This is a genomic window from Psychrobacter sp. PG1 (assembly GCF_014897815.1).
Classification (GTDB): domain Bacteria; phylum Pseudomonadota; class Gammaproteobacteria; order Pseudomonadales; family Moraxellaceae; genus Psychrobacter.
Map to the genome: position 1 here is coordinate 1 of NZ_JABUZG010000020.1, position 12785 is coordinate 12785.

Sequence of the window (12785 nt, forward strand, 5' to 3'; positions counted from 1 at the left end):
ATTCTTTTAAAACGTTGCACTTCTTATTTGAATCTAGGCTGTTAAAAAGATACGAGCAAATATAAAATAACTTTATTGGTAAGACGCACTAGTCGCTTTTGGCATGATTATCCATAAAATTATATAAATTAAGATGCCAGGTACTGCTGCACTCAAAGATGAGATAATCACGAATAATACTCTCACCCAAGTTGGTGACCAGCCAACGTATTCGGCAATGCCGCCCATCACACCTGCTATCATGCGATTGTTCTGTGAGCGATGTAGTTTTGCTAGTTTAGCCAAATCAAATACCTCTCTATCATTTCTATTGTTATTTAAAATTCTGCTTTTTACTTTTTTTCTTCTATTTTTATGCTCTTTTCCGATTCTAGTTAGGAAGCTACTTAGCCCTCTTAACTTATGAATAAGTATAGCAACTATTTAATATTTATCTGTTGAACGTATAGACGTACTTTGTGAGTTTATGCTAACCAAGCTTGCCCTAATCTGTCATAAAACCTCATAAACTGCTGATTTTAAATAGTTATTTCAAAATGTTTCATGATTAGCTTTATTGCTGCCATATTACACATGTTGTTACAAATCCAATATTTAGCCATTTTCAGCACATAGATATTGTGTAGATGGAACTTCAGAAATGGTGAGATACTCAAACAATTACAGTTAAATTAATAACTTGGTCATATTTTTATCAGAAAACAGTCGTATAAAAAAAACACCCCTTTACAATAACCTACCTGTAAATCGCCTTAAACCTTTATAACATGCTGGTAAATAACAGATATTCCAGCAGTCTATCGATAAAATTGGTGCAATTAAGAATAAATAAAAATTAAGGAAAGCTATGTACGAGTCAGGATTGATGATTGGACATTTTGAGCCACTACATTTAGGTCAAATGCGCAGTATATTGGCTGCGGCAGGACAAGCGAAAACCTTGCATATTATCATTATGGCGCATCCAGCACCGCATCCAGATTTTGACATTACTTTGCAAGACAAAGCACGTTGGCTACAGATGGCGTGTGCTGATTTGCCATTTATCCAGATTCATACCACTCATGAGATTGAGCTGCCGCTACATGATAGCTTCGTCGATGTGACAATCGACATTCCTGCCAGCAATGCCAAACTACAACGTTTGACGACAGCGCTCGACTTACCAGCAGATACAGTCTTGTTTGTCGCAGAAAACCACCCATTGGCGCAGAGTGATGTCTATGAGCGATTATCGATGCCAGTCGTCACGACCCCGTTACAGCCTGAGTTTGATTCTTATGCCATCGCTCGTAATCCAGTCGCGCATTGGTCAGCTATTCATCCCCAAGCGCGCGGCGACTATACCAAAACGGTGGCGATTGTTGGCGGCGAAAGTTCGGGTAAGACCACATTGGTGCATAAACTGGCCAATTATTATGGCGCCAGCTTTGCTTTAGAGATGGGACGCTTATATGTCGGTACAGATTTGGGCGGTAGTGAAGTCGGTCTACAATACAATGACTATGGTCCGATTGCCCTTCAGCATGCTCAAGCTATAAGAGATGCGGCGGCTAATGCGACCGCTCCTGTCACCATCGTTGATACCGATTTTGTGACCACTCAAGCATTTTGTGAAGAATATGAAGGTCGCAGCCATCCTTTTGTGGCGGCTTGTATCGATGAGTTTCGCTTAGATCATACCATTATGCTGGATAACAATACGCCGTGGATTGATGATGGCATGCGCTCATTGGGCACGCCTGAGGCACGTGGACGATTTGAGCGACGTCTTGTCGATATTTTTACTCGTCATGATATCAAACCACACATGGTTGATCAGCCAGATTACGATGCGCGCTATCAGCAAGCGCTGCTGCTTATCGATCAGTATGTTTATGGCAGATAGAGGAGATGGTAAAAATAGCGATGGCAAGAATAGCGATAATACAAAAATAATATGATACTAAAAAATAAAATAAGAACTCATTGTAGTTTTAATACTTTAAGGAAAAAGGCTTTATGCGTATTCAGCTATTAGATAATATTACTGGAAAGTGGGCGATGCAATGGATTGTCACTTGGTTCATTTGCGGGGTGATAGCATTATCCGCAGGTTTTTGGCTCACGACAGAACACACCACGCTTGATATGTTTTATTTGGGCGTGTCTTTCGTTGGTTTGGTCTGTGTGGTTTCGCTATCATTTCGCAAAAACGTCATGGGCAACGGGTTGGGAATGGCAGCGACTGCGGGAGAAGTCGTCGTGCAGGCGACGTCTGGTGCAGTCGGTTTGATGCTCGCGCCGCTCTTTAACTTTTTCACCCATGTCTACGGTATTTTTTATTGGTCAAAACATACCGATCCTGATGGCGACATGATACCAAAGGCGGCGAGCAAAGCAGTTTGGTTGATTACCGCCGCCTTTATTATTATTGGTCTCGCACTTTTCCCCACGGTGAATGATTTACTGGCCAGCTATGGCTATGCAGTGGTTGAGGATGATAATAGTAAATTCCTAGGATTTATCTCCTTCTTTTGGATCAACGTCATTGCTTTTGTCCTCTCCATTACTGCACAAGCCGCGATGATTTTGCGCTATTCATTTAACTGGTGGTTATGGATTATCGTTAACTTTGTCTGGCTTATCGTCAATCTAATGTCGGGCAATTACATTTTTGCCATTCAAACCATGATATATCAAATAAACGCCTTCATTGGTTTGTATGAATGGCAGCGCAGTGAACAAGGTTAACGGTTATCTTGTATGGTCATAAGTGGTGATATCTTAAAAGAATAAAACCAAAGAGCTCGCAGATATTGGCAAACATGTTGATAACGTTATAGGTTTTGACTGTGGCGTCTATCAGATAATGTGGTGGACTGGCTCAATTAGTGCTACAACTGATAGGAGAGATTTTTCAATTCATCTACTAACATGGAGGTTAGTATGTCTCGTACTCAGCAAAAGCGCCTGTCTAAACGCACATTTGAGCAATGGCTTAGTGAATATTCTGTCAGTCATCAAAACCTAGTCAATAAAAAAATCCATTGGCTATGCGTTCCTACTATATTTGTCAGCCTGTTAGGCATGGGCATGTCGCTATCAGTTTGGTTTACCTTGGTACTTAGCGCGTTGGTATTGTTATTTTATATGCGTCTATCCACGCCGTTATTCTTGGCGATGGGAATGTTTATTCTTATTTGTTTGTCAGTAATGGCATTATTACCATGGGGCTTTAAGGTTTGGGCGGCGGTTTTTGTGGTTGCTTGGATTGGACAGTTCATTGGTCATAAAATTGAAGGCAAAAAACCCTCGTTTTTTGAAGACTTACAATTCTTATTAATTGGTCCAGCATGGGTAGCTAATAGCTTGATGGGTCGTAAAAAAAGCCAAGCCTAACTATTTATTCTTGATAGTATCTTTAAGCTTAGTATATTTAAGCTCAGTATCGTTAAAATGAGTACCTAAAAAACCACTATCTAAAACTGATATTTTGACTCAAAAAAGCACCGCTCAACAATCCGTTAAGTGGTGCTTTGTATATTAAGCTAGCAAAGAACAAATTATAAAAAATAAGCTATCAAAAAAATTTATTGACTGTAATTAACTACTCTAACTTTCAGAACAATAACACTGTAAACATAGCGTCAAATAACCACAGCAGAACTGTTTACTTCAAAATAGAACCATTCATTTTAGAATAGAGCCAACAGCATAAATTCAGCCTATTCGCCCGATAGTTAATACGCGACAAGCCTCTACGCAATGTACTGTAGAAATTCTTCATTACGCGCCATCACCGACAGATACAGCACTGGCTGTCCAGTCCTAAACGTTGAGTTGGATTTTTCTGATCGACACATTGACTTGATCGAAGAAGGATATGAGCTCGCCGTTCGCATTAAGAGCTGTAAGGTTCCAGCGACCAAGCAAAACGGCTGGCGCTGACTCGTTATTCGCTCTGTGCCAGTCCCGATTATCTGAGCAGGATGGGATTACTTGAGACGCTAGCAGATTTGGAGAATCATGAATTTTTACAATATGGTCTTGGCAAAAGAAGCAACCTAGAGCTGACTGACGAAGAAGGCACAACCACACGATTCATGGCAAAATTAATGCCGCTAATGGTGCGTTTTTGGTAGATATGGCCGTCAAAGGTCAATGCATTACCTTTATACAAGGTCGATATCTGAATACAATGTCGATATTTGATCACGCAAATAATATCACATGTCTATCACGTTGAATTATCGCTTATAGCCTACCGAATCCAGCAATCTTAGTTACTTATGCGCCTTACTCAGTGATAGCAGAAATGACACCAATCAATTTTTTGGTCTTATATCTTGCTTCTGCTAGTGCCATCTTATTCTGCGCTACCACGGTCAATACACAAGGTTTACCAATATAGTCAGTTTTGACAAATAGCATATTCCCAGCAGTGGCTTCGACGATAGTGATGTCGCACTTGCCCTGCTTCATTTGACTCGCGGATGAATCGCTCAGCGCTGATAGCGTGCTACTCATCGCCGCAAACTTGTCCGTTTGATTGCTCAATTCACTGATCGAAAAGCAACTAATGGGAAAGCCATCTGTGGTGCATAAGCTAACCAATATGACTTCTCTATTGGCGTCACACAATGCTTTCATATGGCTTAATAACGCTATTTTTGCTGGTGATTTTTCGTCTAATTTTTCTTTTAACATAGTCATATCTGGCATTAGTCTTGATTATTAAGGGTATTAAATAATGACAACAGAGACACAGCGGACTCTCTATTTCTAGGATCTGTATGGAGCACGGGTGCCACCACATTATGCTGCATCAACATCACTCTTATTTCTTGTCCCAGTGCTGAAAGGCTATCTTTGTCAGCATCCTCGCAATGAGTGATACCAATGATACACGTGGTCTGATTTTTTTCTGGCGCAAAAAAGTGTAACAGCTTATCTAAATTGGCATAATCGGGTGTCTCGCCATATCTAATCAAAATGAGCAATCCCCATAGCGACTGATTGACGAACTCCCATAAAAAAGAAAACCGCTCTTGACCTGGCACGCCGTAAATACCTAGCGCCATATCGTCAGACAGAGTGATGCGTCCATAATCGATGCCGACCGTCGTGTACTCTTTACCGATATCGATACTAGATTTTGCTTCTGTTTCGATGGGGCTTATCTCGCTTAGGGTTTTGACCAACTGAGTTTTTCCAGCACCGACTTCACCAATGATTGCTAGCTTCTGATAATTCAATTTTTTACCTCATTCCTAAGAATTTTTTGATCGCACCATAAAATTTATTAGGCTTTTTCTCATTTACGGTTTGCTCATGTATCGGTGCTGCCTCTGTGACACTCAATAAACCTAAACGATCAAACTCTCTGATAATCTGTGTGACTTGATGATGGCTGCCAAAATCACCACTATCCGCTAGTGCATTAAACGAATAAGGCTTTTTAGTCAATTTGATACACAGGTTCATAATCATTTGCGGCTGGCTTTCATTGTTGAGATCAGGCCATGCCAGCAATCTTAAATCCTTACCTTCATAATACTTTTCAGGCACCGTATCAGATTTTTTTATATCAATAAACGGTTGAATACGTCTTTGTTGAGACTCATCAAAGCTGTTTAACACAGCGCTATTATTCTCAATGAACGCATTAAAAAAGTTGTCTTGATCCACAAAATCAAACACGCTCACAGCCCAATTATTAAAGCTGCGTTTGATCACGCGCACATCCAAAAACACCCAAAGATCTTCATGTCTAGGATCAGAAGCTATCTTACTCATTAACTTGTCTACTTCAAGATAGGGGCCTTCTAGCACTTGCAGATACTGACCGTCACGGTAAGAGATGATACCCGTAATTTGCGATTTTGGATTATGCTTACGAGAGACACTAACGATGTCTGATAACCCAGTAGGCATTCGAATAGTACGATCACTGATTGGCACTCTACTGACGTATGCAATACACTTCATTTTGCCACCACTTGATAAAACGGCTCACGCTCGTTAAGTTATTCCTACTGCTTATAAAATAATAATTCGCTATGTACAGTACGTACATAACGAATTTGACCTTGTTGCCAGTCTTGTCTTATTTAAGGCGCGATAAGCAACAAGGAGAGTTTGATAAATCACTCATTTGTTGAACACGACCAACCGAGTTATACCTCTAGTTTATTTTCTACCGCTTGTACCTTACGGCGGGCTAATGCAAGATTGGCTTTTGATTTATCAAGCACCAAATAAATAAACAAGTCTTCATGCTTGGCTGTAGGACGAATGATGTGCAGTTGAGACTCCAAGGTGATCAACATATCTTCGATTTCACCTTTGATATCTAATGATTTCATCGTTGCTACTTTCGCCTTTACCACTTGCGAGTTACCTGCTGCTGCAAGTTCTAAGTCAACGCCGCCGCCAGCCATACCAAGTACCATGCCTGACATATAGTCGACGATACAGCCACCCATTGCACCATCAAGATTCATTAATTCTTGTAATGACTCATCGATATTTGACATACTTTTTCCTATTTATCTGATTGTATTTGAATGAAGTCATTCCATCACAGAAATGCCTTCGTAGTTTAAAGGTATGAAACTAAATTTAGCTTATTATTTACTATTTTTATTATTAGTATATCTTAACATACGATAAAAACTTATAAGATAATCATAACAATAAAATATCAATAACTAAGTATGTTTTTTGGTAAAAACGATATAGTCTATTGATAAACAAAGTCTACATACCGTAGCGGTGGTCATTATATTCCATATATCAGACTCGATGAAGCTTGCCCCTAACCACTCATGAACAAAAAACGACCGTTGGGTAGGAAAAAATAAAAACATCGAATAGTCATGCGGATTTAAAGTTTAAAACCCCACTCTTGACACTAAAATGCCATTGATCGTTGAGTCATTCCAAGCAAACCACTAAGGAAAAACGATGCCCGATTTACTTATAAAAAATGCCCAATTACCCAATCATAAAAACTTGGTCAATATCAGTATAAACGACGCTTATATTGAGAGCATTGACGACATTTCGGAAAAACCTGAACATGATGATGCGCCAAAAGCAATTTACGATGCTAAAGGTTACTTTGTCTGTGCAGGATTCTATGAGAGCCACATTCACCTTGATAAAGCCTGCATCCTTGATCGCTGTACTATAGAGCAAGGTGATTTAAACGAGGCTGTTGAAGAAACAGGTAAGGCTAAAAAGGATTTTACGGAAGTAGATGTGTTTAATCGTGCTTCACGAGTGATTGAGATGGCGATTAAAAAAGGCACCGTTGGTCTGCGCACCTTTGTTGAAACAGATTCAAAAACAGAGATGCGCGCCTTTAATGCCATCAAAAAAGCCCGCGATACCTATGCATTTGCCATCGATATAGAGATTTGCGCCTTTGCGCAAACAGGATTGACCAATGACCTGCATACTTATGAGCTATTAAAACTGGCATTGTCACAAGGCGCTGATTTGGTTGGCGGCTGTCCATACAAAGATGAGAATCCTCACAAGCATATTGAAATGGTGTTTGACTTGGCTGAGCAGTTTGACGTCGATGTTGATTTTCATTTAGATTTTGATCTGGATCCACAAGGCTCGAGCATTCCAAAATTGGTTGAAGAAACCATCAAGCGCCATTATCAAGGTCGCGTGTCTATTGGTCATGTGACTAAACTGTCGGCGATGGACAAAGACAAACGTATGGAAATGGCTGCGTTACTGAAATTCGCTGACATTACCTTGACGGTGTTACCAGCCACCGACATATTTTTGAATGGACGTGATTATGATACGCTCATTCCTAGAGGCATGGTCAACGCCAATGAACTATTAGCAATGGGCATCAATACGACTATTTCTAGCAATAATATTTTAAATGCTTTCACGCCTTACGGTGATGCTTCACTGATTAGAATGGCAAATATGTATGCCAATATCACTCAATTAGCAAAAGATGAGCAGATAGCGGAGGTATTCGATATGATTAGCAAAAATGCAGCGAAGCTTTTATCACGGCAAACGGAGATTAAAGTAGGAGCACCGGCTACCCTAGTCATACTAGAAGCGAAAGACGCGGTAGAAGCGATTAGAATCAATTCTCAAGCCATCGCAGGCTTTAAGAATGGCAAGCAAACCTTTTGCAATGAGGTCGCCCATATTTGCTTTGAATAACTTGAGTTACTTGAATACTCTTTAATTGAGCACATTCAGTCAATTGAAAGATACAGCTTATCAATGCGCCAGCACCTTTATCATGAAACATAGGCTTAAAACGATAAAAGCGTCACCCAACTATATATTGGATGACGCTTTTCATAACGGTTTTTCACTACTTACAATAGCTTTAACATAATAGTTTAAATACCTTCATATGCAGATAAGCTTAGTCTAAGGTTTGCACACCGCCGCCATTCACAAATATAGTTTGACCACTGACCCACTCAGATAGTGGTGCGGCAAAATACAGCATAGCACCAGCGATATCATCGGCTTCACCCAAACGTTGAATCGGCGTATGCTCTAGCATTTTCTTTTCGATTTCTGGTGTTAGTACGGTTTTTAAGGCATCAGTACGCGTGGCACCAGGGCCAACCGCATTGACGCGTACCTCAGGGCCAAAATCATGTGCCAAGTTCGCCACCATATGATTGACAGCCGCTTTTGATCCCGCATAACCACTCATGTTCGGGCTTTTATTGATACTCGACATCGAAGTGGTAAATACAATCGAACCATAACCCGATGCTTTCATGTGTGGCACGCATAATTGCGACAAGCGCCAGCCACTAAAAACATTCAACTCAAAATCACGGCGAATATCATCGACCGATGCTGTGGCTGGGTTTTCACGACCACCGCCGCCGCCACCAGCATTATTGATTAAAATATTGACAGTGCCAAATTCAGCGACGACCTTGTCTACCATAGCGACCAAATCTTCATCTTTTAAGATATTACATTCGACTGCCAAGCCTTTGACACCATACACTTCGATATCCTTGACCGCAGCCTTTGCATCTTCTAGTTTTAAATCAGCAATAGCGATATTTGCCCCAGCTTGTGCTAGACGTAGCGCCGTTGCTTTACCAATGCCATTTGCACCGCCCGTCACAATTGCGGTTTTTCCTGACAGATCAAATAATTCATTAAATGCTCTATGTTTGAATTCTTGCATAATTATTCCTTATTATCATCATATCTATAGATGGATTATTTGTTGTTATATTCGTTTAAACGATCTATATAATTATGCATGATTGAACTGAGGCTAATGTGTCAAATTGACCACCTTTTGTAACTTAGTTTCGGCGCTGCAACTTTTAGTAATCTATGTCGTTAATTCCGTCGATAGTAACTTGGAATGTCATCGAAATATTCTTAAGAAACAATAACAACCCTTAAAATCAGGACAAAAAAAAGCCTCACAATAAAGTGAGGCTTTGATGCTTTTTCAAGCCATATTTGGAGCGGGAAAAGAGATTCGAACTCTCGACCCCAACCTTGGCAAGGTTATGCTCTACCACTGAGCTATTCCCGCTGATTATCGAATTGTAGTGTTGTTAACAACAACTCCGTCTCGATAGGCTGGCTATTCTATCAGATATTCTAGTACTGTCAACCTTATTTTTAACGTTTATTTCTAATATTATGTCTTTAACTCGCTATTTATTGATGTAATTATCATAAATAATTGATTTAGCGATAATTATTTTTTTAAAATAATATCAATTATTTTTCACAATAATGTTAGAAATCTAAAGCTCTATCCTTGTAGGTAGTATCTCATTGCTTATGAGACTATTTTTTGACTGAGATTTATGCCGCCTATCAAGTTTATAGACGTTAGTCACGAAAAATAGATTTGTTGGTGTCAACGTCCCTCTCACTTACAATCCTACGCTGTATTGTTACTTTTCCTGCATTGGTTTTGCCTTAGTAACATTATTATACTTATGCCTAATGACAGTTCGGGTAAAATTTTACTGTTGAGGTCACGTAGCAAACATAGGTAGAACATTAATAAAAAATTGCCTTACTTGCTGCTTCAACTCTCTATGCCACAAAAAATGTAACACGAGTCATTTGAACGATAATTATTTCAACGATAATCACTTTAACGACAACCGCTTTATTATTAATAGCCGCTTTGATAACAGTCACTTTGTTATTAACCGCCACTTTGTTCTATTTTACTTTTTATCATTTACAGCGAGGATGTTTATTATGAAAAAATTACTGACCAGCACCGTGATGGCCGCTTCATTGTCGGCACTAGCCCTGACAGGTTGTACCAGCACCACCAGTACCGGTGCCGTTGGCGTTGACCGTCAGCAGCTTTTACTGGTTTCTAGTGAGCAAGTTTTGCAGCTGTCTGCACAGAGTTATGCCAAAACGTTGCAAGAAGCAAAAGCGCGCGGCGTGCTAGATACCAATAAGGCTCAGCTTAATCGCTTAAAGAACATCGCTAATCGTTTGGTCGGTCAGGTCGGCGTCTACCGTCCAGATGCGGCGAAATGGCAATGGGAAGTGCATACGATCAAATCTAATGAGCTGAATGCCTTTGTCGTGCCCGGTGGCAAAATCATGTTTTACTCGGGTATCATTGACCGCCTGAATCTCACGGATGACGAGATTGCGGCTATTATGGGTCATGAGATGTCACATGCGCTGCGTGAGCACTCACGTGAGCGCCTATCGCGTCAGTATGCGACGCAGACTGGTATCGGCGTGGCTGCTAGCATCTTTGGACTGTCACAAGGTCAGGCTGAGCTAGCCAACGTCGCTGGGGATTTGGGACTGAGCCGTCCGCATAGTCGCACACAAGAAGCTGAAGCCGATCAGATTGGTCTAGAGTTAATGGCACGTGCTGGCTATAATCCGCAAGCAGCGGTTACCTTATGGCAAAAAATGCAAAGCGCGAGCCAAGGTGAGCCACCGCAGTTCTTAAGCACTCACCCGACCAGCAGCAATCGTATTGCTCAATTGCAATCGTTAATGCCTAAAGTGATGCCGCTTTATCAAAAAGCGCGTCGCTAACGAGATTGTTAGATTTCATACTTTGAGTAAATGGCTGTTACTTATAAAAGCAGAGTACAGGTTATCAATTGTGCTCTGCTTTTTTATGCTGATAGCTAACAGGTACCGCTACTTGCCATGACTGGCTATTATTTATTGTCATTAAAGACAGTATGTTAAAAAGAATATCTTTCATTGTTATATTTTTTAAAAACAGGATAGCTCAAAAGTTTAATCGCTTACAGGCACACGCAGCTTAATAGCAGGCTTTACCGCTAATAGCGTCTGCTATAATGGGCATTATTTGCAATTTACAAATTGCTAAGTATGATACCGCCAAGTACTATTAGGCAAAATATATGGAAAGACCATTATGAGTAAAACACCGACCGCTGATGCCCTCAATGCTGAGCTACAAGCGTTGCAGCCGCAACATATAGAATTGTTGAATGAGTCAATGAATCATTCTGGTTATTTTGATGGTAAAGAAAGCCATTTTAAACTTACGATTGTTAGTGATGCTTTTGAAGGCAAAAGATTGGTCGCACGCCATCAGCTTGTATATGGACTGGCAAACTCCTTATTAACCTCGCAAGGCGGTCAAATCCATGCTTTAGCGATTCATGCTTACACCCCAATAGAATGGCAAGGTCAAAGCCCTGATAGTCCGTTATGTGCTGGACAAAACAAGGGCTAATAACGAACTATTGCGAAGATAGTGTTTTCCATACCATAATTATATGTAACCAGTAAGCGCTGAAACTGCACCTTTAAAGGAAATAATATCTCATGAAACATCTACACATGCTCATGGCTGTATTGCTCATTGCACTGTTTTTATATCAGAGCTATTTGGTATTAAGCTCAAACAAGCAAGCACCACGCGTGGTCAAAATCTCTTCGCACATTCTCTATGCCCTCATTATTGTGTCAGGGGCAGTCATGTTAATGCAGCTGATGAGTGCCAATGCACCCATACAATGGGTATTTGCAAAAGTAATCTTACTCGTTGCGGCTATCAGTGCCAGTATTAAAGCGTTTAATAATAACGCCACATCTAGCCAAAGAAAGACCGGTATTCTTATTGCTGGAGCGGCATATGTGGGCATTGTGGTACTTGCCTTTGCTAAACCTGGTAACTTATTTTAATAAACATATAACATTTTGATTGGACAAATACTTATATTACTAGTATTGAAAATATTCAATAAGTGCTATATTTTCAATATCTTAATCCCATTATTTTTGCTATCTTACATAAATACAATCGCCTCAACCTAGCCTAATGGAGCCACTATGAAAACTCTTACTGCAGCGACACTACTGGCGACAGCTGGCATTTTTGGTCTCTCAGGCTGTGCCTCGACGGGTAATGTCACGCCACAATATGTGCCGCCAAGCACGTATCAAAGTTACGATTGCCAAGCCCTTAGTCAAGAATATACCCGCGTCAATCGCTATGTCGACGCGGCGCGCAATGAGCAATCAACTTTATCCGCCTCAGGTGTCGGGGTTGGGGTTTCTGCGGGACGTTGGGGCATCTCTCCTAACATCAGTTTTGGCGTTGGCAAAAGCAACAACACCAAGGCACGCGATGCAAAATTATCACGGCTCTATGGCGAGCGTGATGCCATCATTCAATCCGCCCGCATTCAGCGTTGTAGCTTCGCCAATGGTGTTAAGATTTATGGCGAGTAATGTATGATAGGTTATGTTTAGGGCGTGTTGAACATTCATAATTTCAGCCAGATATA

Annotated in this window: 16 protein-coding genes and 1 tRNA gene; 10 read left to right on the forward strand and 7 right to left on the reverse strand. The window is 40.6% G+C overall.

Annotation, left to right across the window (positions count from 1 at the left end; translation table 11 throughout):
* Positions 1-72 precede the first annotated feature (72 nt).
* Positions 73-285: a PspC domain-containing protein gene (locus INT03_RS00725; protein WP_045454060.1), complete on the reverse strand. Its 213-nt coding sequence runs from the start codon at positions 283-285 to the stop codon at positions 73-75.
* A gap of 562 nt (positions 286-847) precedes the next feature.
* Here INT03_RS00725 and nadR point away from each other — a divergent pair.
* The 5 genes from nadR to INT03_RS00750 all read left to right on the forward strand — a co-directional run bounded on the left by nadR (position 848) and on the right by INT03_RS00750 (position 4124).
* Positions 848-1888, forward strand: a complete 1041-nt coding sequence (nadR, locus tag INT03_RS00730; RefSeq protein WP_087814080.1) for a multifunctional transcriptional regulator/nicotinamide-nucleotide adenylyltransferase/ribosylnicotinamide kinase NadR — start codon at positions 848-850, stop codon at positions 1886-1888.
* A 113-nt stretch (positions 1889-2001) separates the two neighbouring features.
* Positions 2002-2733 (forward strand): nicotinamide riboside transporter PnuC, encoded by a 732-nt coding sequence (gene pnuC, locus INT03_RS00735; protein ID WP_087814081.1) that lies wholly within the window; start codon positions 2002-2004, stop codon positions 2731-2733.
* Positions 2734-2928: 195 nt separating this feature from the next.
* On the forward strand, positions 2929-3381 hold the full coding sequence (locus INT03_RS00740) for a DUF962 domain-containing protein (protein ID WP_087814082.1): 453 nt from the start codon (positions 2929-2931) through the stop codon (positions 3379-3381).
* A gap of 366 nt (positions 3382-3747) precedes the next feature.
* Complete coding sequence (locus INT03_RS00745) at positions 3748-3930, forward strand: hypothetical protein (protein ID WP_140412965.1); 183 nt, start codon at positions 3748-3750, stop codon at positions 3928-3930.
* A gap of 41 nt (positions 3931-3971) precedes the next feature.
* A complete protein-coding gene (locus tag INT03_RS00750; RefSeq protein ID WP_176393010.1) occupies positions 3972-4124 on the forward strand; it encodes a hypothetical protein in 153 nt (50 codons plus the stop codon).
* A 154-nt stretch (positions 4125-4278) separates the two neighbouring features.
* Here INT03_RS00750 and INT03_RS00755 read toward each other — a convergent pair whose 3' ends face one another.
* From INT03_RS00755 to INT03_RS00770, 4 genes are all read right to left on the reverse strand, one after another.
* Positions 4279-4695: a roadblock/LC7 domain-containing protein gene (locus INT03_RS00755; RefSeq protein ID WP_140412966.1), complete on the reverse strand. Its 417-nt coding sequence runs from the start codon at positions 4693-4695 to the stop codon at positions 4279-4281.
* Positions 4696-4703: 8 nt separating this feature from the next.
* Positions 4704-5237, reverse strand: coding sequence for a GTP-binding protein (locus tag INT03_RS00760; RefSeq protein ID WP_055124740.1), 534 nt, complete (start codon positions 5235-5237; stop codon positions 4704-4706).
* A gap of 4 nt (positions 5238-5241) precedes the next feature.
* On the reverse strand, positions 5242-5970 hold the full coding sequence (locus INT03_RS00765; protein ID WP_055124741.1) for a BLUF domain-containing protein: 729 nt from the start codon (positions 5968-5970) through the stop codon (positions 5242-5244).
* Positions 5971-6158: 188 nt separating this feature from the next.
* Positions 6159-6518, reverse strand: coding sequence for a hypothetical protein (locus INT03_RS00770; protein ID WP_045444104.1), 360 nt, complete (start codon positions 6516-6518; stop codon positions 6159-6161).
* A gap of 430 nt (positions 6519-6948) precedes the next feature.
* Here INT03_RS00770 and INT03_RS00775 point away from each other — a divergent pair, with 430 nt between their 5' ends.
* Positions 6949-8187: an amidohydrolase family protein gene (locus INT03_RS00775; protein ID WP_087814083.1), complete on the forward strand. Its 1239-nt coding sequence runs from the start codon at positions 6949-6951 to the stop codon at positions 8185-8187.
* A 211-nt stretch (positions 8188-8398) separates the two neighbouring features.
* Here the strand turns inward: INT03_RS00775 and INT03_RS00780 are convergent, their stop codons facing one another.
* A complete protein-coding gene (locus INT03_RS00780) occupies positions 8399-9190 on the reverse strand; it encodes a glucose 1-dehydrogenase (protein WP_193007180.1) in 792 nt (263 codons plus the stop codon).
* Between the two features lie 288 nt (positions 9191-9478).
* A tRNA-Gly gene (locus INT03_RS00785) sits at positions 9479-9553 on the reverse strand.
* 686 nt (positions 9554-10239) lie between these two features.
* Here INT03_RS00785 and INT03_RS00790 point away from each other — a divergent pair.
* From INT03_RS00790 to INT03_RS00805, 4 genes are all read left to right on the forward strand, one after another.
* Entirely contained in the window at positions 10240-11052 is an 813-nt protein-coding gene (locus INT03_RS00790; RefSeq protein WP_045453551.1) for a M48 family metallopeptidase, read from the forward strand.
* Positions 11053-11404: 352 nt separating this feature from the next.
* Entirely contained in the window at positions 11405-11728 is a 324-nt protein-coding gene (locus INT03_RS00795) for a BolA family protein (RefSeq protein WP_055124744.1), read from the forward strand.
* 92 nt (positions 11729-11820) lie between these two features.
* Positions 11821-12180 carry a SirB2 family protein gene (locus tag INT03_RS00800; RefSeq protein ID WP_060491792.1) on the forward strand — a complete coding sequence of 120 codons (360 nt, stop codon included), beginning with the start codon at positions 11821-11823 and terminating at the stop codon, positions 12178-12180.
* Between the two features lie 147 nt (positions 12181-12327).
* Positions 12328-12729 carry a hypothetical protein gene (locus INT03_RS00805; protein ID WP_045444098.1) on the forward strand — a complete coding sequence of 134 codons (402 nt, stop codon included), beginning with the start codon at positions 12328-12330 and terminating at the stop codon, positions 12727-12729.
* Positions 12730-12785: the final 56 nt, after the last annotated feature.

Bases quoted from the DNA above. Each gene is read 5' to 3' on its own strand.
- INT03_RS00780 (WP_193007180.1), bottom strand. From the start codon at position 9,190: ATGCAAGAATTCAAACATAGAGCATTTAATGAATTATTTGATCTGTCA.
- pnuC (WP_087814081.1), top strand. From the start codon at position 2,002: ATGCGTATTCAGCTATTAGATAATATTACTGGAAAGTGGGCGATGCAA.
- INT03_RS00740 (WP_087814082.1), top strand. From the start codon at position 2,929: ATGTCTCGTACTCAGCAAAAGCGCCTGTCTAAACGCACATTTGAGCAA.
- INT03_RS00745 (WP_140412965.1), top strand. From the start codon at position 3,748: ATGTACTGTAGAAATTCTTCATTACGCGCCATCACCGACAGATACAGC.
- INT03_RS00750 (WP_176393010.1), top strand. From the start codon at position 3,972: ATGGGATTACTTGAGACGCTAGCAGATTTGGAGAATCATGAATTTTTA.
- INT03_RS00755 (WP_140412966.1), bottom strand. From the start codon at position 4,695: ATGACTATGTTAAAAGAAAAATTAGACGAAAAATCACCAGCAAAAATA.
- INT03_RS00765 (WP_055124741.1), bottom strand. From the start codon at position 5,970: ATGAAGTGTATTGCATACGTCAGTAGAGTGCCAATCAGTGATCGTACT.
- INT03_RS00795 (WP_055124744.1), top strand. From the start codon at position 11,405: ATGAGTAAAACACCGACCGCTGATGCCCTCAATGCTGAGCTACAAGCG.
- INT03_RS00775 (WP_087814083.1), top strand. From the start codon at position 6,949: ATGCCCGATTTACTTATAAAAAATGCCCAATTACCCAATCATAAAAAC.
- INT03_RS00790 (WP_045453551.1), top strand. From the start codon at position 10,240: ATGAAAAAATTACTGACCAGCACCGTGATGGCCGCTTCATTGTCGGCA.
- INT03_RS00770 (WP_045444104.1), bottom strand. From the start codon at position 6,518: ATGTCAAATATCGATGAGTCATTACAAGAATTAATGAATCTTGATGGT.
- INT03_RS00805 (WP_045444098.1), top strand. From the start codon at position 12,328: ATGAAAACTCTTACTGCAGCGACACTACTGGCGACAGCTGGCATTTTT.
- nadR (WP_087814080.1), top strand. From the start codon at position 848: ATGTACGAGTCAGGATTGATGATTGGACATTTTGAGCCACTACATTTA.
- INT03_RS00800 (WP_060491792.1), top strand. From the start codon at position 11,821: ATGAAACATCTACACATGCTCATGGCTGTATTGCTCATTGCACTGTTT.